This is a genomic window from Pararhizobium qamdonense (genome assembly GCF_029277445.1).
Lineage (GTDB): Bacteria > Pseudomonadota > Alphaproteobacteria > Rhizobiales > Rhizobiaceae > Pararhizobium > Pararhizobium qamdonense.
Map to the genome: position 1 here is coordinate 3,882,594 of NZ_CP119566.1, position 21,127 is coordinate 3,903,720.

The window sequence follows — 21,127 nt, forward strand, 5'->3', positions numbered from 1 at the left end:
GGAAAGACAAGCAAATGCGCTTTGCAAAGCGGCCGCCTGATGTGCGCCTGCCCGGCTTAAAAGCCGGTTTGAATGCGGGAAAAGACGAGATCGGTAAAGATCGAAATCTGCGCGCCGACAAAGGAGGCTGACAGGGCAACGGTCACCAGAACGGCGAGAATTTTCGGCACGAAGGTCAGGGTCATTTCCTGAACCTGGGTCAACGCCTGGATGAAGGCGATGACGACGCCGACGACCATGGCGGCGACGACGGCGGGGCCGGAAGCGACGACCACTGTCCAGATCGCCGCCTGCACGATATCGAGGGCATCCGCCTCATTCATTGGCTATCACTTTATGGTAACACCCGGGCCGACGACAAGCTCCTTGCCGGTATCGAGCACCGCGATGATTCCATCCGAGTATAGCTTTACTTCCTTGACGATGCCAGTTGTCTTGCCATCGGCGCTGGTGACCGTCTTGCCGATCACCGCATTGGCTTCGCTGAGCGAGGTGCGCTGCAGAAGGCTCTCCAGATTGGTGTTGGTCTTGATCGTCTGCTCGACCTGCGAGAAAGTCGCGAGCTGGGCGATCTGCTGGGTCGAATCCATCGGCTGGGTCGGATCCTGGTTCTTCATCTGCGCCACGAGCAGCTTCAAAAAGCTGTCATAGTTCAGGCTTGCCTTGGCCTTGTCCGCACCCGATTCCGTGCCGGAGGCCGAGGGAAGATAACCATTGGCCGAATTGACGCCGCTTACCGCCATGGTGCGATCTCCTTGCGAATCTGTTCGATCGTTGCCGGGGTGATTTCCTGGTTGTTCAGGATTCTGTCTTCCAGCGCATAGAGACCGCGGATCGCCTTCAAGGCATCAAAAGCGCGGCCTTGCGTCACCATGCCGTCGATCTTCTTCAGCTCGGACACGATCTCTTCGTTCTTGAAGCAGGTCAAAAGCATGACGACCGACTTACGGAACATGTTCGTCGATTGCTCGGCGCCTTCCGGATTGATCAGGATCATCTGGGCAATGAAATAGAGCTGCTTCAGCGGTGTCGTAGCGTCTTCGGGCTGCAGAACGTGGTTTTCGAGCAGGAATGTCACGTCATTCAGGAACTCGACGGCCACCTTGCGGTCGACACGCAGCACTGCTCCGTTGACAAAAATTCGTTCGCCGGATTTCAGCGATATACGCAGTGTGCTTTTCATTTGAGTCCATCCCTGATGATGGTTGTGATATCAATAATGCCCTGGAAATTGGAGGATTCGCGTTTGCGGATCTTCTCTGTCTCACCGAGAATCCAGATGGCTATGGAAATAAGATTGGCGCGCAGTTCGTCGTTCAGCTGGTTGTCTGAAGCGCGAAGATCCTCGATGAACCGGATCCAGACCCGCCTTGTGTAGTAAATCGCCTCGATCGCTTCGCGCGAATAGCCCTTCTGCCGTTTTGCGGCGGAAAGCAGCACGATGGAGCGGTCGAGCACTTGCCGTTCGCGATCCTTGGAGTCGGCAACGCCATCCTCCATGATCTCGGCATATGAAAACTGATACATTCAGACATCCTTCATGTTTGTCCTGGTCCTCACCGCATCAGAGGAAATTAATCAAACTCAACTGCTGGAGCCGCGAGGTCAGCGTGTAGGAGGTCTCAAGCTGCGTCTGCAGGGTCTTCAGCATGGTGGACGCCGCGAAGGTATCGATACCTTCGAGATCCAGCTGGTGGGCCTTGACGATCTTGGTCTGCGCCTCGATCGAGGTATTGGCCTTCTTGACGCGTTCCTGCGACAGGCCGAGATTGCTCTGCATGCTGATGAGGCCGGTCACGGCTTCGCCCATGTAGCTCACGGCCTTGTCGGTCACCACGCCACGCACCTCGTCGCTCAGGCCAACGCTCAGGAGTTCGGTGGAGATCATGCTGGCGAGCGCGAATTTGCGCGCGCCTTCGGCATTGAGATTTGCCGAGCTTTGAATGACTTCGTTGGCGCTGATGCGGCTCGTCATGTTCTGGCTTGATGCATCCGACCAATCCGCCCATTTCGATCCCGCAACCGAGGGGTCCGCGTACATCGGTGCCAGCTTGTTGTCGATGAAATCGGTCATCTGCGCCTTGGTGAACTGGCTGACGGATGTCAGCGGCGGCACCTGGGCAGGCTGGGATGAAATGAACGACGACAGGGCGGCATTGTAGGAGGCCTTGGCGTCGGATGTTTCCGAGTATTCGGTGAAGGGCTGCACATCGGTGTTGATGCCGGAGAACAGATATTCGCCATTCAGCGACGTGTTGGCCGCCGACGTGAATGTTGTCATCGCTGCCGTATTCTGGTCCTGCGCGATCTTCAAGAGATCCGCGGTGCTGTTGTCGCGGAAGGCCATCAGAGAGGTCAGCGACTTCTGCGCCGCATCCTGCATGGTCTTCAAGGCTTCCTGCGAACCGGCAAGCCTTTGCGTGACGATGGAATTGGTGCTTTTCAACGTCGACAGCCGGTCGAGCTGCGAGGTGATATTGACGGACTTGGACGTCGATGCCCCGAGCGCCAGGCCATAATCCGCATGAACGCCGGTCGAGACCTCATCGTTCAGCTTCATCATTTCGACCTGACCCTTTTGAATGGTCAGGCGCATGGCGTTTTGCACGGCCAGATTGGAAACGAAAGACGTTTTCATGGATTTACCTTACAGCTTGTAGAAGGGCCGTCATCATGGCGTCCACCGTGCTGACCAATTTTGCCGAAGCCTTGTAGGACTGCTCGAGATCGAGCAGCTGCGACAATTCCTCATCGAGGCTAACGCCCGTGACATTGCTCAATGCATCCTGCGTCCGCGACAGCATGGCCATCTTGTTGTCATTGGCGGTCGATGCGCCGCTTCTGAGTTCTTCCAGCCAGCCGATCGAGGAGGCCGAAAAATCGAGGATGCTGCTGGAGCGATCGAGACCCGTGGACGGGTCGAACGACATGCTTGTGCCGAGCGAGGTGACGAAACCATCGATCAGAGCCGTATAGCCGGAACTGCCTGTGGTATTCGACTTGTAGCCCGGGCCATTGAACCCACCGTCGCGGATCAGCGTCGGATCGGTTGCGGCCAGCGGATTGATCGTCAGCGATGCTGCCATGCCGGGGACTGTGGTTCCAGCCGCCGGAACCGTGCTGCCTGCCCAGGTGAAGAGACCCGGTTTTGCCGTTGTGGCCGGGGTGGTGTTTTCCTGAAACAGCGTCACCAGACCACGGGCGATTTCGTCAAGCTGCGACTGAAATTTTGGCGCTGTCTCGTCGCGCAACTGGAGCAGGCTGGCAAGCTTGCCCTCGCCCGACGTATCGGCGCCCTTGCCGGCCTTCAAGGCCACGCCATCGACATAGATCGCGTTACCGGCCGTGGTCGCGCCAAAACCGGGCGTTGCCTGAAACGTGACGGAACGCGCAGTATTTTCAAACAGGACCGTGCCATCGGATGTGTAGATGACGGTATCGTTGTTGGCGCGGGTCACCGTCGAGATGCCGACGACTTCGGAAATCTGGCGAAGCAGCTTGTCGCGCTGGTCGAGCGCGTCGCTGGCATCGGCGCCGCTGGCCGTTGCGCCTTGGACCGCCCCATTGGCCTTTTCGAATTCGGCCAGCAATCCGTTCAGCTTCTTGACGGAGGCGTCGATTTCCTTGTCGGCATCGTAGCGCACTTCCTGGACGGCAGCCGATGTCTTGTTCAGCGACTTGGCAAGGTCTGCAGCACTCGACACGGTTGTCGCTGCGATCGATGTGTTGCCGGGGGTCGCCGCATAGGTCTGCAGGCTGTCGCGGAAGGATTTTAGATAATTCGACGGCGAGGTTTCATAACCATTGCCGCCGAGTGCCGACTTCACAGCTTCCAGACCGGTCAAGAGAGCGTCCTGGGCGGAAGCCTGCGAAATGCTCAGCGAGTGCTGTTTCATCAGCGCGTCGTTCTGGGCGCGCTGAATGGAGACGATCTGCGCACCGTTGCCGCTCGTGCCGAGCATGGCCATGCGGCGCGAATAATCCGCATTGCTCACATTCTGGATATTCTTCGAAACGAGAGCCGTCTGGGCTGCCGTGTTGTTGAATATCGTCTGTGCGGTGTTGATGGCTGATGACAGCGACATGACGCAGACCGTACCTTTTCAATTAACGCTTGAGGTTCACAAGAACGTCCAGCAGATCCGCACCCGTCTGGAAAACCTTCGAGTTTGCCGTGTAGCTGCGCTGGGACTCGATCATCGCCGTCAACTCGTTGGCGATATCGACATTGGAGCCTTCGAGGGCACCGGACTGAATGCTGCCGAAATCGCCGGAGCCGGCAAAGCCGGTAACGATGACGCCGGAATCCACGCCCTGCGAATAGACGTTGCCCGACTGGGGAACGAGATTGTCCGGGCTCTGAACATTGGCAAGCGCGACGCGGTAGCGCGGGTCGAGATCGCCGTTTTCGTATTTGACGTAGACGATACCGGCCTTGTCGATCTGATAGCCCGCCACCTTGCTCGGTGCGTTACCATCAATGGACCCGCCGTCAGGATTGAACTTGTAGCCCAGCTGCGTGGTCTTGCCGAGATCGATGGTCAAATCCGCGAGCGTGGCACCTGTGCCAGCCAGTGGGTTGATACTGTTCGCATTCAAGGAAATAGTTGTGGGCGTGGTTGTCATTTTCCCGGCAGCATCGAAATTGAGCGTTTTGTTGCCCAGAATGCCGGTTGCCGCCACAGGCGGTACCGCTGCCGGATCCCCAGCGTTGTAAGTCTTGCGATCTCGAACTTGTACCGTCCACGTATTGTCAGCTGTCTTCTCATAAACGAAATCCAGAAGGCGGGAATTGCCCTGGCTGTCGAAGACGCTCAGTGATGTCGAGGATTCGGTACCGACTGCATCACCCGAGTTCAAATTGGCACCCATGGCGCCCTTGGTCGAACCCTTGGCGACCAGGCCATCGGATGCAAGATTGATCTTGGAAAGGCCGTCAAAACCATTGACGACAACCGTCGGATCGACACCCTCCTGGTATTCATAGCCCATCAGGCTGTAACCGGCGGAATTGACCAGGTTACCATCACCATTCGGTGTGAAAGCGCCGGCACGGGTCAGGAAATTGTTGCCGTCGGCGCCGGAGACGATGAAGAAACCGCCGCCGCTGATGGCCATGTCGGTGCCGGATGTCGTGTAGCTGGTCGGGCCCTGTTCCGAAATGCTGTAACGCACCTTGGTTTCAACACCGCCGGAATTATAGGAACCGTTGCTTGTCGGCAGGATCAGCGAGGAGAACTCCGTCGATGCCCGCTTGTAGCCGGTGGTGTTGGCGTTGGCGATATTTTCCGCGACTGTTCCCAGGCGGTTTGCCTGCGCATTCATGCCGGAACCACCGGTTCGCATCATTCCGTAAAGACTCATGTCCGATCCTCGTTTTCGTCGTTATGGAAAGACTATGGGGCGGGCCTTGCGTGAACCTGTCTTGGGCTCCGGTTTGGGGCGCCGGATGCCGCACATCCGGACCCCCGTTGCAGATCAGCTCCAGTCGATGCAATAGCCAAGGAAACGCTTGGAATCGATGGGATCAAAACCCAGCCGCTTGCGCAGCTTCTTGCGCAGCTTGCTGATATGGCTTTCGACGACGTTCTCTTCGACGTCCTCATCGAAAATGCCGTAAATCGCGTTGAAAATCTGGGACTTGGATACACGGCGTCCGCGATTGGAGACCAGATATTCCAGAATGCGGCGCTCGCGGCGCGGCAAGGCGAAAACTTCACCCTGGACTTCCGGATCGCGGCCATCGGAAAACACCCGGATCGGGCCGATATCGGTGAAATTCACCAGGGCCTTCAGGCGGCGGCGGATCGCTGCGGCCCGTGCCAGGATTTCGCGGGGATGAACCGGCTTGCGCACGACATCATCGACCCCACAGTCGAAGAACGCCAGCGTCGTTTCCAGAGACGGGCTGTCGCTGATTGCGATCACCGGTGCCGTCGAACGGTCCCGGATGGCGCGCGGAAGGCTCATGGCCTTTTCGCCCTGGCCGATCAGGAACGCCTCGACCGCGTCGATATCGCTATCGGCCGCCTTCGAAACCCAATCGCCGAATTCGCTGGGATCGAACCCTTGAGAGGGCACGCCCTCGCGTCCGAACAGTGAAGTATATCCGTCTTTTACAAGCTCACGCTCATCAACCACTACGATCATTCGTCCGCCTCCGAATCAGTATCGCGTCTCTATGGTTAAGAGGTACGAATCGGGGGATTCATGAACAACTATGGAATGTGAGTGACTGAAATTAATAGTAGATTAAGATTTGTGTGCCGATTTGAACTAGATGTAGTGGCATTGTCCAAATCTGGCACTAAATTTCATGTGGAAACGTTAACACCGGATTAAGAAACAGCTTGTGGTCATTTTTCTATCTCAATGTTGCCGCAATCCGTTGAAGCAGTAAAAGCGATTGTTAATTCACCTATAAGTTGAGTTATTGGCAAAAATTCGTCGCGTTCGTTGTCCATTTTCCATAGCCGGTTGCGACCAGATTGGCGATGACCCGGCAGACATATTTCTTTTGCGCGGGATCATTGTTCGGTCCGGCGTGATAGCGGGCGACGGCCATGGTCCAGGTTTCATGCCGGGCATGAAGATTGGAGAGGAATTTTGCCGCGTATTCGACATTCTTCCGCGGGTTCAGCATCTCGTCCGGCGAGGTAAAATTCTCGCCATGGAAGTAATAATTGATCTGCATGCAACCAAGATCGATCAGCTTGGCGCCTTGCGCCCTGGCAGAGGCAAAGCGCTGAAGAACGTCTCCGGCACTGTTTTCGAAATATGCCTTGCCCTCGATGTTCATGGCGAACGGCTGCAGCGATCCCTTTCTGCCGGTCTCCGTCAACCCGACGGAATAGAGGATGCCCTCGGGGATCTGATACTTCGCCGCCGCTGCCGTGATCTCGCTTTCGCAAACGCCCACATTTGCCTGCGCGCTACATATAGACATCACCAGTGCGGTTAAGCTCAGCCCCAGAAGACGCATCGCCCGTACCGTCATTGCCTGTCCACCTTTCGCGGCCCTGTTGCTGGCCGCCATTGTCATTGCGCTGACCGCGCGTGCCATCGCCGGCCGTTTCGCGGCCCTGCTGTCCAGCCTGGGACTGGGCCTGCTGCTGCGCGGTGTTGCTGTCGGATGCATCGGAAGCATTGAAGACGATATTGACCTGATCGACGGCGAAGCCCTGCGCGCGCAAGGCCTTGACCATGGCGCTCTGATCGTCGCTCAACTGCCGGAAAGCATCGCCGGTCTCCACCTTGATCTCGACATGCAATTCGTCGTCCTTGAGCCGCAGCGTCGCCGTGACCATGCCAAGGTCGATCGGGTGCATCTGGATCTTCAAGGTGTTGAGAACCTTGCCGGTCGCGGCCTGCGTCAAGGGTGTTTCCGCAGCGGCGCTTGGCTGAAGCGCACGGGCCCATTCCGGATTGCCGGCGATCTGGCTGGTGACAGCAGCTGCGTTGCTGGCGGGCGCCAGCCCGAGGTAGCGGCGCGCCTCCACGACGGTGACAGTCTCAGCCTTGGCTCCGGCAGCGGACGCTTCGTTCTTCGCCACGGTCTTGTCGCCGTCCGAAGCCACGCTCATCGACACCGCCTGCCCTTTGCCATCGGCCCGCGCGAAGCGGAACAACTGATCGGAACCAGCCTGGGTCGCATTCTTCACGGCGTTTTCATCACCGGCAGCATGAGCATCGGCTTTTGCCGCATCCTTAACGGCAGGCTTGGCCTCGCCCGCGCGCTCTGCGAGCGCCTGGAATTCCGACATGGCCGGTGTCGTGTCCGCTGTGGCGGGCACATTTGTGGCGGCCGATTTCAAGCTTGCATCGAGAAGGCTGAGCAACTGGCTAACATCGCCGGTTGCTACAGCAGCCGCATCGTCCGGCGGGACCGTTACAAGAGCATCATCGGGCGTGCCGCCGCTGTGTTTGCCAGGGTTGGCTTGGATATTTTTGATGATGCCGGCGATCTTTTCACCGGCAGGCGCGTCGAGGGTCTTGCCCGCATCCTCGCCAATTCCAGAAAGGTCCGCCTGAGCCAAGGTGAATCTTTGCGCGTGATCGCCCTTTGCAGCCGGTGCTGCACCCTGCGCCGGGACGGTCTTGCCGGTGGCATGGAGGCCGGCCGCGTTGGGAGAGCCAAGGGAGGGTTTCATGAAGCGATTGTTGTCCGGTGCATCATCCTGCGGGGGCACGAGGCCGTTCATTTCGTCGCCGGGAGCAGATGTGTCGATGCCGCTTTCCCTGGACGATGCGGCAAGCGCTTCCGCCGCCGACTTGAGCGACGGAGCGGGATTGCCATCGGCACCTGATTTGCCGCTGATCGAGATCACCGGCTGCTTCTTCTTGCCGGCGTCGGCAAAGGCATTCTCGAAGGCCGACTTCTGATTGGCGGCGTCCAGATCCAGCGACTTGCCCGCGCCTTTGGCGCCAGCTTTGCCAGACCTTGCGGGACTTGCGCCCAGAAGGGTGTCGTCTACGAATGTCATTGTTGGTCTTCCCCCTTCAGGAGAGAATCAATCTCGTCGAGCTTCGAGCGGCCTGTGCTCAAAAACGCGTCGAGAACCGGATCAGCAGGCTCCTTTTCGGACAAGGCCGCTTGCGGCACCGCATCCGGTTGAGCCGCCTTCAAGGCCGCTTCCGATGCCGGTGTTGCAAATGGACTGTCGCCGCTGCCGGTAACTCCCCCGCCCTCCTCCATGGTCGTGTCGGATTTGACATTAGGAACAGTTTCTTGCGTCAGGCTTTCTAATTCAGGCACGCGCAGCACTTCCTGCGCAACCACGTTTGCCGCCTGGCGCAAGGCGCGGTCCCTGGGCGACAACTCCGCTTCGGGAATGGCGCTGATATCCTTGACCGCTTCGAGAATGCCCTTGGAGGGAATGCCGACCAGACCGGAATAGAGGCTGGCCAGAGCCTTCGGGCCTGCGTCCGCGACATCGGAAAGGTCTTGCGCCCGCGTCGAGGCGAGCGTTGCCAGTTCCTGCATACCGCCGATCGCCGCGCGGCGGGCAATGCGCAGATAGACCTCGCGCTGGCGGGGTTTGTCCATGAAGCCCAGAATTTCCTGGATCTTTGCTTCCGTCTCTTCGTTGTAATTGGCGACTGCCAGCTCGACAAAAACATCGGCAAACTGGCTGGCATAAGGGGACGTCAAAAACCGCCGGGCATAGGAAAGCGAATAGGCAAAGCCCTTCTGCGGCATGCCGCCACGGGTCGCCAGCGCAATCGAACGCCGCAAGGCAGCTTCCTCGATGTTGGTGCCGGGAGACGTCAGACGCGCCCAATCGTAATATTCGATCGACTTGACCGGATTCTGCTGCGCTGTGGCATTGCCCAGCACCAGACAGAGATAGGGTCCGACCCGCGAATTGCGGTATTCCGGAACGGCCTTGGCCAGGTTTTCCACCATCAGCCCGCCCTTGCCGGCCAGATAATGGCTGAGCGCATCGACGACGCGGGTATCGAAATTGCCTTCGATATCGTGGTTGGCGAGATAGGACAGGGTTTCCGGATTGCCGCCGCTCATCGCATAGATGAAGGCTGCATCGACATTGCGCGGATCATTGAACACCGCTGTGTCGGCCTCGCGCAGCCGCTTGTCGACCGCCGCCAGCATGAAGCGCTGCATGTCGGCTGCGGAATGATCGCCAAGAACAATGGCGTCCTGGATGGCCTGCAGCGAACGCAGCATCTTGTACGGCGGCAGGTCTTCCGGCCCCTGCGCTTGCGCTGCCAATGCCGGGCCGGCGGCACAAGCGCAGAGAAGGAGGGTGCGGATCGCCTTCAACATGACAATCAGCCCTGGTTCGTCTGCAGCAGGATTTCGATACGGCGATTGACCGGCGCCATCGGATCTTTGGTATCCTGCAGGCGCTTGTCGGCAAAGCCGCTGATCTGGCTGACGCGGTTCTCGGCAAGGCCGCCACGGACGAGCATGTAATAGGCGCTCTGGGCGCGGTCGGACGAGAGCCGCCAATTGTCATAGGCGCCCCGCTTGAACGGCCGTGCGTCGGTATGGCCGCGAATGGCGATGGCGCCGCTGCGGCCAGACAGGAGCTTGCCGATCTTTTCCATGGCAATGACCATGTCTCTTTCCGGAACGGCAGAACCGAGCCCGAACATCGGCGTGTTCGCCTGTTCGCTGATCGTCACCAGAAGCCCGCCTTCGGTCGGCGTGACCAGCAGCCCCTCGGCAAGCTTGCCGGCTGCGCCGCCGATTTCCTTCTCGATATCGGCCTTCAGGGATTTGGCGGCGTCCAGAGACTTGGCTGCATCCTCGCCAGCTTTTGTGGGTGTGGCTGCATCTGCCGGCTGCGCGATTGCCGCGTCAGCCTGGTCCTTGCTTGCCTCGGGCTTCGTCTTCGTTTCGTCTGCCGGACCGTTTCCGGCCTTTGCCTCCAGGCTGTCGCCGCCCTTTTCGGCGTTCTGCAGCTCGACCTGCTTGGTCCAGAAATCCGGGTCGAACGGGTCACGATAGGCTTCGCCGCCATCGGCGCCGGTCGCAGGCCCAGATGTCGATGCGCCGCCGTCGCCCTTGGCGCTGATATTGGCGTTGCGCCCGGTCTCATTAACGATCTCGGACATCACCGAATAGGGATTTTCGAAGAAGTCCGCGTCGGAATATTGGGTTTCCTCGCCGGAGGTCGCCGTCATGTCGTCGCCGTTTTTCGCCGATCCGCCCGTCTTCGTCTCGGTGCCATCGACCTTCGACTTCATCTGGTCTTCTTCGCCCTTGGCATCCTTCGCCGGCTGCTTGACGCCCTTTTCCGAAGGCTTGGCATCGGTCAGCTGCACCGGGTTGAAATAGGATGCGAGCGCCGCCTTGGTCTGCGGATTGGCGGCGTTGATCAGCCACATGACGAGAAAGAACGCCATCATCGCCGTCATGAAGTCGGCATAGGCAATCTTCCAGGCGCCGCCATGGTGGCCATCATGCCCGCCGCTATGGCGCTTGATGATGATGATTTCGTTCTTGCCGTGGTGATGGCCTTCGTTCTCGCTCATGCCAGCACCTTGCCAACCGTATCGGCCCAAGCGGCCATGCGCGTCACCAGAATGGAATCACCGAACTCGACCGAAAGATCGATATCGTCGGCTTCCTGATGGCGGAAAACCAGGGTTTCGTCGTCGAGATGCCGCTTCAGCGCCTCGAACTGGGTGACCGGGCCCTTCACCAGGATCTTTGCGCCGTCGCCGGCACCCACGGACTGCGTGATCACCCGGGCGAGATCGGCAATGGATTTCTGCAGCAGCACGTCATTCATGACCGGGGCCAGCACCCGCGCCGTCTGGTCCGACATCATGGTCACCAGCTGCGATCCCATATCGGAAAAACGGTCATAGATCATGGCGGCAATTTCGTTTTCACACCGCACGCGCATGGCGTCCAGCTCGGCAGCGTGGCGCGCGGACAAGGCGGCAATTTCGGCCTCCCGAAGTGCCTGCTGCTCGCCTTCGGCTTCGCGGCGCCCCTGCGCAAACGCTTCGTGGCGCTCAGCATCAATGTCGATCTGCGGCTGCACCGGCGGCTTCATGGCGAACGTACCGTTGGCCGGAAAGTCGTCGTCCAGCTCCGGAAAATACCGGGGTGGAAGCAGGGACAGTTCGACTTTCGGGGCGCTGAAATCCTTGAGATAACGCGAAATGGACGCGGTCATCGGCGGCCTCCCGTAACCGGGGCCACGGCCAGGCCGGCTGCCCGTTTTTGTGCGGACGGCAGGGGCCTGAAAAGCCTGAGAACATAAGACTGTGACACTTCCGGAATGTCTCCCCAAGGACCCTGTGGGAGCGGGAGTGCCGCAGGGCCCGAACATTTTCAATCCGTACCAGCCCGGCGCCGGACGAACCGGCAGCGCAGGCGGTATACAACGGCAACACAACAATCATGTCGGCTGGCAACCCGGATGAGGATGGTTGCGATCGAAGACTATCCGGTCAAACTTGTGCGAAAATGTAGGTCACGGGATATATCCGGGTCTGGCGGGACAGTCCGCCGTGATATCGGCCTTAAGGACAAGACCGGTCAACCGGAAATAAGGTGTTGGACCGCGCCTGGGCAATGAGCGCGGTCCAACCGTTTCCACCTGCCGATGACCGCGGCTTGGCGGAAAAGTCTTCGCGGCCCCGAAAAATGGGGCAGCGATGGGACATGCGCGAACCGGTTTCGTGCCCGCCGGTCCGGCGCATCTGCGCTTACTGCTGGAACAGGCGCAGGATGTTTTCAGAGTTGGTATTGGCGATCGACAGCGCCTGGACGCCGAGCTGCTGCTGCGTCTGAAGCGCCTTGAGGCGGGTCGATTCCTCGTTCATGTCCGCATCCACCAGACGGCCGACGCCCTTGTCGATCACGTCCATCAGATTGGCAACGAAGTTTTCCTGCATGTCGATGCGGCTGGTGATGGCGCCGAGCGTTGAGGCGGCATCGGTCAGGCTGCTCAGCATGGCGTCGACGGCGCTGATCATGCCGTCAATGTCATTGTCGCTCGTGGCTGTCGTCAGCGTCACCAGCTTCGAGTTCGTTGGCGCGGTGCCGCCTTCAGCGAGGAGGAGATGGTAGGTCGCGTTTGCAGTGCCGGTGGCGGCAGTGGTGCCAACCGGCTGAGACACCTTGACGGCTTTGGTCAACTGGCCGAGCGAGGCGTTCTTGGTATCGATCAGGATTGATGCAGCCGTGTTGTAGTCCAGGGTCGAAACGGACACGTTGCCGCTGGTCGAGCGATTAAAGGAGGCCACGACCGATTTGGTGCCGGCTGGCGTGGTGCTGTCATTGTAGAGCCAGTTCTCGCCCGAGAAGGACGCGGATTCTGCAGCGGAGGCCAGCTGGTTCTTCAGCTCGCTCAGTTCCTTGTTGATCTTGGTCTTGTCGACACCCGGCTCGCGCGCAGCGACCAGCTTGGCCTTGATCTCGGAGACGACATCGATGGCCGAGCTCATACCGGCATAGGACGTATCGATCTTTGCCGCACCCAGTCCGAGTGCATCCTGCACGGTCGAAAGCGCCGCATTGTCGGAACGCATAGTGGTCGCGATCGACCAGTAGGCGGCGTTGTCCGCTGCCGTTTCGACGCGGTAGCCGGAGGAAATGCGGTTTTGCACTTCTTCCATGTTTGTATTGATGGAACGCAAGGTCTGAAGGGCGGCCATAGCCGCCGAATTGGTCAATATGCTGGTCATTTGGTCATTGCCCCAGTTCAATTGTAAACGGAACATTCCGGGTGATGACCGGCAGCGACGGGACCAGCGTCATGCAAACTGCCCTATGTTTAGCCCAAGGACAGCCTATCGCTCTTAACGAACACTTAACAACGGCATGGTTAACAAATCCTTAAGTGCGTTAGCAAGTGCGTAATAAAAATGAACGAAAATAAATCTTCGTTGCGCGATCGTTAATGGTGGCTGGACCAGACCTGCGCGCACGAAAAAACCGCGCCCTTTGCGGGGCGCGGTCCTTGGAATAATTGGCTGACTGATGATGAACCGGCCAGCCGCGTTATCGCCCTGCCTGTTCCGATTAACGGAAGAGCGAGAGGATGGTTTCCGAGTTGGAGTTGGCGATCGAGAGCGCCTGGATGCCGAGCTGCTGCTGTGTCTGCAGAGCCTTGAGGCGGGTCGATTCTTCGTTCATGTCGGCATCAACGAGGCGGCCGACACCCTTGTCGATCACGTCCATCAGGTCGGCCATGAAGTCGTCCTGCATCGAGATGCGCTTGTTGGTCGCACCGAGTGTTGCTGCAGCGTCCGTGGCATCGCCCAGGATCTTGTCAACAACGCTGATCATGGCTTCGACGTCAGCGTCGCTGGTATCTGCGGCCAGCTTGATTTCCGAGCCAACATTGCTGACCGTCGAATCGGCATCGATCAGGTAGAAGTTCTGAGCAGCGGACGACGGAGGCGACTTCTGCAGCAGGGTCGCATCGAAAGTTTTGGTCAAAAGGCCGTTTGCTGCGGTTTTGGTGTCGATCAGAACCGATGTCGCAGCATCGAACTTCAGAACGCCGACTGCAACGTTGCCAGAAGAGTCACGCGTGAACGAGCCGACCATTTCCTTGGTGCCAATAGCAGTCGCTGAGTCGTTATAGAGCCAGTTTTCACCGGAGAAGGAAGCCGACTGAGCTGTCGAGGACAGCTGGTTCTTCAGTTCCGTCAGTTCCTTGTTGATCTTCAGCTTGTCAACGCCCGGCTCGCGCGAAGCAACCAGCTTGGCCTTGATTTCCGAGATGACTTCGATCGCTGAATTCAAACCGGTGTAAGCCGTGTCCGTCTTGGCAGCGCCGAGACCGAGGGCGTCCTGAACCGTGGAGAGAGCCTTGTTGTCCGACTTCATGGTCGTTGCGATCGACCAGTAGGCGGCGTTGTCGGCAGCGGTTTCGACGCGCAAGCCGGAAGAGACGCGGCCCTGGGTCATTTCCATGCCCGAATTGATCGAACGCAGGGTCGAGAGTGCTGCCATTGCAGCCGAATTGGTGAGAATGCTCGTCATAGGAATACTGCCCCTTTTGAACAGATGAAATGGAAGGGACATTCCGGTCGGTACCGGGAAACAGCGGCCAGCTTCATGCCTGTTAACCTGTTAATTTTCTTGGTTAACCCGCTGTTTCGATGGGCATAGAAAACACCAACATAGTTAAGGAAAAACTAAAGGCCGGAAAGTTTTTCAAACATAAAAAAAACCGCACCTCTTTCGAGATGCGGTTTCGATAGGTCGCGGTACCCGCCGTTTGGGGGGGATGGCGGGCCCGCGCCGTTTTTCGATTAACGGAACAGCGACAGGATGTTCTGTGAGTCCGAGTTGGCGATCGAGAGAGCTTGGATGCCGAGCTGCTGCTGTGTCTGCAGAGCCTTGAGGCGGGTCGACTCTTCGTTCATGTCGGCATCGACGAGGCGGCCGACACCCTTGTCGATCACGTCCATCAGGTCGGCCATGAAGTCGTCCTGCATCGAGATGCGCTTGTTGGTCGCGCCCAGCGTTGCAGCCGAGTCTGTCAGGTTCGTCAACATCTTGTCGACGGCACTGATCATGCCTTCGATGTTGTCATCGGAGGTGGATGCCGTCAATTCGATGACCGAACCCGTAGCACCCGATGCGCCAGCAGTGCTGACCAGGCGGTAAGTCGCGGAGGCAGTCGATGCACCGCTCGGCTGGGTGACGGTGATGTCCTTCGTCAGCTGACCCTTTGAAGCGTCCTTGGTGTCAATCAGAACCGATGTCGAAGCATCGAACTTCAGGACGCCGACGGCAACGTTGCCAGCTGCGTCACGGGTGAACGAACCGACCATTTCCTTGGTGCCAACGGCAGTCGCGGTGTCGTTGTAGAGCCAGTTTTCACCGGAGAAGGATGCAGACGTCGCCGTCGAAACCAGCTGGTTCTTGAGTTCTGTCAGTTCCTTGTTGATCTTCAGCTTGTCAACGCCCGGCTCGCGGGCAGCAACCAGCTTGGACTTGATTTCAGAAACGACGTCGATCGCTGCGTTCAAACCGGTGTAAGCCGTGTCCGTCTTGGCAGCGCCGAGACCGAGAGCGTCCTGAACCGTGGAAAGAGCCTTGTTGTCGGACTTCATGGTCGTTGCGATCGACCAGTAAGCAGCATTGTCAGAGGCGTCGCCAACCTTTAGGCCGGACGAAATGCGGCCCTGGGTCGTTTCCATGTCCGAGCTGATGGAGCGCAGCGTGGAGAGTGCTGCCATTGCAGAAGAGTTTGTCAGGATGCTTGTCATTGGGGTTGTCCCTCTAGATACAAAATACAAGATTGGGGACATACCGGACTAAAATACTTACCGGTGATAACGGCTCGGCATCATGCCACTCGGCTCCTGTTGGTCAGGAAGTCCAAATCCGTTATGTGAGGGTAATGTCGCAGGCAAACATTGCGATATGTTTAAATGGCCCGCAGACAGACGGCAAGCGCGCCGTGCCGGCACTGACGGCACTGATCGACACAGATTTTAAATTTAATTTACAATTCAATGACTTATGAATTTTTCGGCAGATGCATTCCGCTCGAAAAAGAGACGGAACGTTAACCATGCCAACCGGTTCAGTTGAACGATCGTACCAGGCTGCCGACCAGGAGGTTCCAGCCATCGATCAGGACAAAGAACAGAATCTTGAACGGCAGCGAGATCGAGGTGGGCGGCAGCATCATCATGCCCATCGCCATGGTGATGGTGGCGACGATCAGGTCGATCACCAGGAACGGCAGCATGATCAAAAAGCCGATCTCGAACCCGCGCCTGATCTCCGAAATCATGAAGGCCGGCACGACGGCGCGCAGATCGACCCTGTCGCCAACGACGACCGTTTGTCCCTTTTCCTGGGCGATATCGATGAACAGCTGCAGGTCCTTGTCGCGCGTGTTGGCGAGCATGAATTCGCGGAACGGCTCGGCGATACGCGTCATCGCTTCGGTTTCGTTGATCTGGTTCTGCAGGAGAGGATTGACGCCATTCTGCCAGGCCCGGTCGAAGGTCGGAGCCATGACGTAAAAGGTCATGAACAGCGCAAGGCTGACCATGATCATGTTGGAGGGTGTCGTCGCCAGCCCCATGCCGGTGCGCAGGATCGCAAACGCGATGACGAAGCGTGGAAAGCTCGTCACCATGATGAGAATGCCGGGAGCGACCGACAGGACAGTCAGAAGCCCGAAGGTACGGATGATCCAGGATGCTACCGAGCCGTCGATAGGCGTGTTGAGGATATCGGCGGGAAAGCCTTGCGCTCCCGCGATACCCGACATCGCCAGCATGGCGGCTATGAATGCGATAGTCCGGATCATGAGCGAATCATTGAATAACAAATGTCCTGAAGATGACATTGGTTACGCGCCCTTCCGAGCGAAGGTCAACCCGTTCTTCGATGTCATCCTTGAGATACTGGAATCCGCGTGGCCCCTGGATCTGCTGCAGCGACACCGTTTTGAGATAGGCGGCAATGTCCTGATGGATCTGCTCGGCCATCGCAACATCGGGCGCGCCCTTGAAAAGCAGAGCAACTTCAAGCCGGATCCAGTTTTCGGTGGGATAGGCAAGATTGGTGGTGATCGCATCCAGCTGGACGACGCCATTGGCTTCGGTTGCGATTTTGGGCAGCCCTTCGTCCTTCTTGCTGGCTTCGCCCTCCGGTTTCTCCCCGGCTTTCTTCAAGGCGATCGCGGCCTTGGCGTCGTCAACGAGCTTGGCTTCCTCGGTACTGAGCGGCTTGGGCGCCAGCATGCCGCCGATCAGCCAACCGCCGCCGCCGGCGATCAATGTCAGGACCGCGAGCGCCGCGATCAGGATGACCGGCGATGACTTCTTCGGGCCGGCATGGGCGAGATCAGCATCTTCCATCGTCAAAATCCATTAAGAGTGGGCAGCAAGCCGCGCCGCGCGTCCTGCATGACGCGCTGTGGCCGCCGGGATAATTTACATTTGCCGCACGGCGTTGCCGGGCCGTCAGATCGGCGAAACGATGTCCATGACCTGCTGACCCCATGGCGGCTGCTGGACTTCGGTCAACCGGCCGCGTCCGCCGTAGGAAATACGAGCTTCGGCGATCTTCTCGTAGGAGATCATGTTCTTCGCATCGACGTCGTAGGGCCGGACGATGCCGGCGACGTTGAGAATGCGGATTTCGTGGTTGACCCGCACTTCCTGGGACCCGCTGATCAGCAAGTTGCCGTTTTCGAGCACGCCGGTGACGACGGCCGCGACAAGCAGGACAAGCTTTTCGGAACGCTCCGTCGTGCCCTCACCCTTGGATTTGGTGTTGGAACCATAGTCGAGCCCGCCATTCCAGCCGAAGTCGCTCGTCTGGGATTTACCATTGGCACCGATTTTGAAACCACTGTCATTGGTGCGGCTTCGATCCGTCTTGTTGTCGAAGGATGCCTTGTCGTCGATCCGGATATCGACCGTCAGGATATCGCCGACCTTCAATGCGCGCGCGTCCTTGAACAGGGCAGACTGGTTGTCGCTCCAGAGCGAATAGCCGTTCATGACCTGGCGCGGCTCTTTCGGATACATCGCCATCTGCGGCGTCTGGGCATATTGCAGACCGCTGCCGATCGGGCTCATGGCCGGAGCGCGGCCAATTTCGCTGATGGCCTGGTTCTGGCATCCCGACAGCAGGCTTACGGCGAGAAGAACCGGAATTGGATATCTCATGACGGTTCCTTCGATGTGTCCGGGTCTGTGGCGCTGGAAATGACGTTGGTGACGACCGCCGCCTTCTCATTGCTCATTTCGCTGAGGATGAGGCTCGACTGGCGTGGCGGAAGCTGCATGAGGATGGCGGCTGCGACGCCGGGATTGACAAGCTCGAGCTTGCTCGCCGCCGCATCCGCCTTCATGGTTTTGTAGATGCCCACAAGCCCGATCTGGGCCTGCTTGAGAAAATCGTTGCGGCGTTTCAGCCAGTCTTCGTATTCGGAGCGGCGCTTCTCAAGCGTCGCGATGCGTTCGTCGATATCGAACTGCAGCTTCTCGAGGTCTTTCTTCTGCAACAGATAGCGCTGGTCGCGCGCGGCATCGGCAATATTGGTGCAGAACTGCTGGATCTCGTCGCCATTGGCCGGGATGCCAACGGCCGGGGCGGCAACTTCCTGCGCAAAAGCGCTGGGAATGGCCAGCATCGTGCAGCCGGCGGCGATCAGCATCAGACGGCGGCGAAGGCCACTCGAAGGGGAGGAAAGACGATATGTCATCATTGCAGGACAAGCTCCGCCTGAAGGGCACCGGCTGTCTTGATGCCCTGGAGAATGGAAATGATGCCGTCCGGTTTTACCCCAATACTGTTGAGGCCAGCCACGAGCGAGCGCAGATTGGAGCCGTTGAGGATCGCGACAGTGCCGCCATCCTCTGAGGCCTGGATGGTCGTATTCGGTTCGATCTCGGTGCGGCCGCGCGAGAACGGCTCCGGCTGCACCACGGTCGGCGTTTCCGTCACCTGGACCGTCAACGTCCCGTAACTGACGGCGACCTGATTGATCCGCACGTCCTGACCGATAACGATCGTGCCGGTTCGCTCGTTGATGACGACGCGCGCCGGCACATCGGTCTCGACGACGAGGTTTTCGATATCGGCCATCAGCCGGGAAAGATCGGCCATCTTCGGCTTGTCGATCACAACCGCCTGGGAATCGCGGGCCTCGGCGATATTGCCGCCGAACTGGGTCTTGCCATAGCGGTTGATGGCCGCAGCCATGCCGACCGCTGTCGAAAAGTCCGGATTCCGCAGCTGCAGAACCAGATTGAACCCGTCCTTGAACTTGGCCGGCAGTTCGCGCTCGATGATCGCGCCATTGGGAACGCGGCCGGATGTGGTGATCCCTTGCGTGACGGAGGCGGCGTCGCCCTGCGCGCTGAAACCGGTGACGACGACCGACCCCTGCGCGACCGCATAGATCTGCCCGTCGGCTCCTGAAAGCGACGTCATGACCAGCGTGCCACCGCGCAGCGAGGTGGAATCGCCGAGCGAGCCGACGGTGACGTCGATGCGGCTGCCGGGGCTGGCAAACGGCGGCAGGTTGGCCGTCACGAGGACAGCCGCGATATTCTTCGAGCGGGATTCGTTATCCTGCGTCGAGATGCCGAGATTCTGCAGCATGGCGCGCAGCGACTGCGCGGTAAACGGCGCGGAGCGCAGGCTATCGCCGGTACCCTGCAGGCCGACCACCAGACCGTAGCCGATCAGCTGGTTTTCGCGGCCCGACTGCAGCGAGGCGATGTCCTTGATGCGCGAGGCGGCCTGCGCCGGCGCGATCGTCATCGAAAGAACGGCTGCAACTGCCAGGCACCATTTGCCGAAACGAAAGATCATTTTGCCACCACGTGAATTGTACCGTCGTCCATCACCGTTCCGGAGACGATGATGCCGGAATCGGTGTTGCGCACCCGGATCAAGTCGCCGACTGCGGCATTCTCCAGCGGGGCGCCGCCGGCAGTGATCGTCAGGGGGCCGTTGGAAAAGACAATCCTAACGGCCTTGCCGCGTTCCACCGCATAGGGTTCGCGCAGGGCCGAGACCAGAATGACGCGCCCCTGAAGCAGGGTCCGGCTCGTGACCTTGCCGGTCACCTGGTCGGTCGAGACGGCATAATCGCCGGTCAGAGCGGGATTGGTCACCTCGACCTCTTCCAGCCTGTGGGCATCGATGATTTCGCCCGGATAGATCGTCTGGGTCGGAATGACGGCCATACGTTTTTCGGCCAGAGCAGGATGCGAAGACAGCAGCCCGGCAGAGATTACCCCGGTCACGGCCAGCGCCCGCAGCAGGCAGTCTGCGCGGGTCGTGGCGGCTTTGAGAAGCGGCACATTGGCAGTCCGGCGAAACGTCATGTTTGCCATTCCCTCTTTTATCTCAGGTTCTTGCTGACCGTCGCAGCCATTTCGTCGGCGGCCTGGATGATCTTGGAGTTCATTTCATAGGCGCGCTGGGCCGAGATCAGATCGGTGATTTCCTTGACCGGATCGACATTCGACGCTTCGAGATATTTCTGCTTGATCTGGGCGTAGCCCGGATCGGCCGGCGTCCCGATGACAGGCTCGCCGGATGCCGGCGTCTGCTTGAAGAGATTGTCGCCCTGCGGCTCAAGGCCCGCCTCGTTGACGAAGTTGGCGATCGTCAGCTGGCCAAGCACGGTCGGAATGGTGTCATTGCCGACGCGAACCGAGACCTCGCCGGATGCGCTGACAGTGATTTCGCTGGCATTCGGCGGTACGGTAATCTCAGGCACGACCGTATATCCGTCGATGGTCACGATCTGGCCGTCGGCATTGGTGTTGAAGGCACCGGCGCGGGTATAGGCCGTTTCGCCATCCGGGGTCTCGATCTGGAACCAGCCGCGTCCGACCAGCGCCATGTCCAGATTGTTGCCGGTGCTGATCAGGCTGCCTTGCAGATGCAGATTGCGCACGGCGGAGGTCTGAACGCCGAGGCCGATAATGGCGCCTTCGGGAACGATCGCCTGGTTGGCGCGATTTGGTACGCCCTGGGCGCGCTCCGTCTGGTAGAGAAGGTCGGAGAATTCCGCCCGCGCGCGCTTGTAGCCGGTGGTATTGATGTTCGCGATATTGTTCGCGATCACTTCCAGGTTCAACTGCTGGGCGTTCATGCCTGTCGCGGCGATCGAAAGAGCCTTCATTGTATTTTTCC

23 protein-coding genes are annotated in these 21,127 nt (G+C 58.9%); all 23 read right to left on the reverse strand.

Annotation, left to right across the window (positions count from 1 at the left end):
• Positions 1 to 56 precede the first annotated feature (56 nt).
• The 23 genes from fliQ to flgG all read right to left on the reverse strand — a co-directional run bounded on the left by fliQ (position 57) and on the right by flgG (position 21,116).
• Complete coding sequence (gene fliQ / locus PYR65_RS19020; RefSeq protein WP_060636001.1) at positions 57 to 323, reverse strand: flagellar biosynthesis protein FliQ; 267 nt, start codon at positions 321 to 323, stop codon at positions 57 to 59.
• A 6-nt stretch (positions 324 to 329) separates the two neighbouring features.
• Entirely contained in the window at positions 330 to 743 is a 414-nt protein-coding gene (gene flgD / locus PYR65_RS19025; protein ID WP_060636002.1) for a flagellar hook assembly protein FlgD, read from the reverse strand.
• Complete coding sequence (gene flbT, locus PYR65_RS19030) at positions 734 to 1,183, reverse strand: flagellar biosynthesis repressor FlbT (protein ID WP_060636003.1); 450 nt, start codon at positions 1,181 to 1,183, stop codon at positions 734 to 736. Before flbT ends, flgD begins: the two co-directional genes overlap by 10 nt.
• The gene (flaF, locus tag PYR65_RS19035) at positions 1,180 to 1,527 is read right to left on the reverse strand and encodes a flagellar biosynthesis regulator FlaF (protein ID WP_060636004.1); all 348 of its coding nucleotides are present in this window, start codon (positions 1,525 to 1,527) and stop codon (positions 1,180 to 1,182) included. The genes flbT and flaF overlap by 4 nt, the downstream gene beginning before the upstream one ends.
• Before the next feature lie 37 nt (positions 1,528 to 1,564).
• Complete coding sequence (locus PYR65_RS19040; protein ID WP_060636005.1) at positions 1,565 to 2,638, reverse strand: flagellar hook-associated family protein; 1,074 nt, start codon at positions 2,636 to 2,638, stop codon at positions 1,565 to 1,567.
• Positions 2,639 to 2,642: 4 nt separating this feature from the next.
• A complete protein-coding gene (gene flgK, locus PYR65_RS19045; protein ID WP_276119110.1) occupies positions 2,643 to 4,085 on the reverse strand; it encodes a flagellar hook-associated protein FlgK in 1,443 nt (480 codons plus the stop codon).
• A 22-nt stretch (positions 4,086 to 4,107) separates the two neighbouring features.
• Positions 4,108 to 5,364 (reverse strand): flagellar hook protein FlgE, encoded by a 1,257-nt coding sequence (locus PYR65_RS19050; RefSeq protein ID WP_276119111.1) that lies wholly within the window; start codon positions 5,362 to 5,364, stop codon positions 4,108 to 4,110.
• 114 nt (positions 5,365 to 5,478) lie between these two features.
• The gene (gene rem, locus PYR65_RS19055; RefSeq protein ID WP_060636008.1) at positions 5,479 to 6,150 is read right to left on the reverse strand and encodes a transcriptional activator Rem; all 672 of its coding nucleotides are present in this window, start codon (positions 6,148 to 6,150) and stop codon (positions 5,479 to 5,481) included.
• Positions 6,151 to 6,430: 280 nt separating this feature from the next.
• Positions 6,431 to 6,982: a transglycosylase SLT domain-containing protein gene (locus tag PYR65_RS19060; protein ID WP_276121108.1), complete on the reverse strand. Its 552-nt coding sequence runs from the start codon at positions 6,980 to 6,982 to the stop codon at positions 6,431 to 6,433.
• Entirely contained in the window at positions 6,933 to 8,483 is a 1,551-nt protein-coding gene (gene fliK, locus PYR65_RS19065; RefSeq protein ID WP_276119112.1) for a flagellar hook-length control protein FliK, read from the reverse strand. Before fliK ends, PYR65_RS19060 begins: the two co-directional genes overlap by 50 nt.
• Entirely contained in the window at positions 8,480 to 9,787 is a 1,308-nt protein-coding gene (gene motC, locus PYR65_RS19070; RefSeq protein WP_276119113.1) for a chemotaxis protein MotC, read from the reverse strand. The genes fliK and motC overlap by 4 nt, the downstream gene beginning before the upstream one ends.
• Positions 9,788 to 9,792: 5 nt before the next feature.
• A complete protein-coding gene (locus tag PYR65_RS19075; RefSeq protein ID WP_276119114.1) occupies positions 9,793 to 11,001 on the reverse strand; it encodes a MotB family protein in 1,209 nt (402 codons plus the stop codon).
• Entirely contained in the window at positions 10,998 to 11,654 is a 657-nt protein-coding gene (locus PYR65_RS19080; protein ID WP_276119115.1) for a hypothetical protein, read from the reverse strand. The genes PYR65_RS19075 and PYR65_RS19080 overlap by 4 nt, the downstream gene beginning before the upstream one ends.
• Positions 11,655 to 12,189: 535 nt before the next feature.
• Positions 12,190 to 13,170, reverse strand: a complete 981-nt coding sequence (locus PYR65_RS19085) for a flagellin N-terminal helical domain-containing protein (RefSeq protein WP_276119116.1) — start codon at positions 13,168 to 13,170, stop codon at positions 12,190 to 12,192.
• 337 nt (positions 13,171 to 13,507) lie between these two features.
• Complete coding sequence (locus PYR65_RS19090) at positions 13,508 to 14,476, reverse strand: flagellin N-terminal helical domain-containing protein (protein ID WP_276119117.1); 969 nt, start codon at positions 14,474 to 14,476, stop codon at positions 13,508 to 13,510.
• Positions 14,477 to 14,748: 272 nt separating this feature from the next.
• On the reverse strand, positions 14,749 to 15,711 hold the full coding sequence (locus tag PYR65_RS19095) for a flagellin N-terminal helical domain-containing protein (protein WP_276119118.1): 963 nt from the start codon (positions 15,709 to 15,711) through the stop codon (positions 14,749 to 14,751).
• Positions 15,712 to 16,031: 320 nt separating this feature from the next.
• Positions 16,032 to 16,769, reverse strand: a complete 738-nt coding sequence (gene fliP, locus PYR65_RS19100) for a flagellar type III secretion system pore protein FliP (RefSeq protein WP_060636016.1) — start codon at positions 16,767 to 16,769, stop codon at positions 16,032 to 16,034.
• Between the two features lie 7 nt (positions 16,770 to 16,776).
• On the reverse strand, positions 16,777 to 17,322 hold the full coding sequence (locus PYR65_RS19105) for a flagellar basal body-associated FliL family protein (protein ID WP_060636017.1): 546 nt from the start codon (positions 17,320 to 17,322) through the stop codon (positions 16,777 to 16,779).
• 105 nt (positions 17,323 to 17,427) lie between these two features.
• The gene (gene flgH, locus PYR65_RS19110; protein WP_060636018.1) at positions 17,428 to 18,138 is read right to left on the reverse strand and encodes a flagellar basal body L-ring protein FlgH; all 711 of its coding nucleotides are present in this window, start codon (positions 18,136 to 18,138) and stop codon (positions 17,428 to 17,430) included.
• The gene (locus PYR65_RS19115; RefSeq protein WP_276121109.1) at positions 18,135 to 18,629 is read right to left on the reverse strand and encodes a MotE family protein; all 495 of its coding nucleotides are present in this window, start codon (positions 18,627 to 18,629) and stop codon (positions 18,135 to 18,137) included. The genes flgH and PYR65_RS19115 overlap by 4 nt, the downstream gene beginning before the upstream one ends.
• 47 nt (positions 18,630 to 18,676) lie before the next feature.
• Positions 18,677 to 19,792, reverse strand: a complete 1,116-nt coding sequence (locus PYR65_RS19120) for a flagellar basal body P-ring protein FlgI (RefSeq protein ID WP_060636019.1) — start codon at positions 19,790 to 19,792, stop codon at positions 18,677 to 18,679.
• Complete coding sequence (gene flgA, locus PYR65_RS19125; RefSeq protein ID WP_276119119.1) at positions 19,789 to 20,310, reverse strand: flagellar basal body P-ring formation chaperone FlgA; 522 nt, start codon at positions 20,308 to 20,310, stop codon at positions 19,789 to 19,791. Before flgA ends, PYR65_RS19120 begins: the two co-directional genes overlap by 4 nt.
• Positions 20,311 to 20,327: 17 nt before the next feature.
• Positions 20,328 to 21,116, reverse strand: a complete 789-nt coding sequence (gene flgG, locus PYR65_RS19130; protein ID WP_060636020.1) for a flagellar basal-body rod protein FlgG — start codon at positions 21,114 to 21,116, stop codon at positions 20,328 to 20,330.
• Positions 21,117 to 21,127 lie beyond the last annotated feature (11 nt).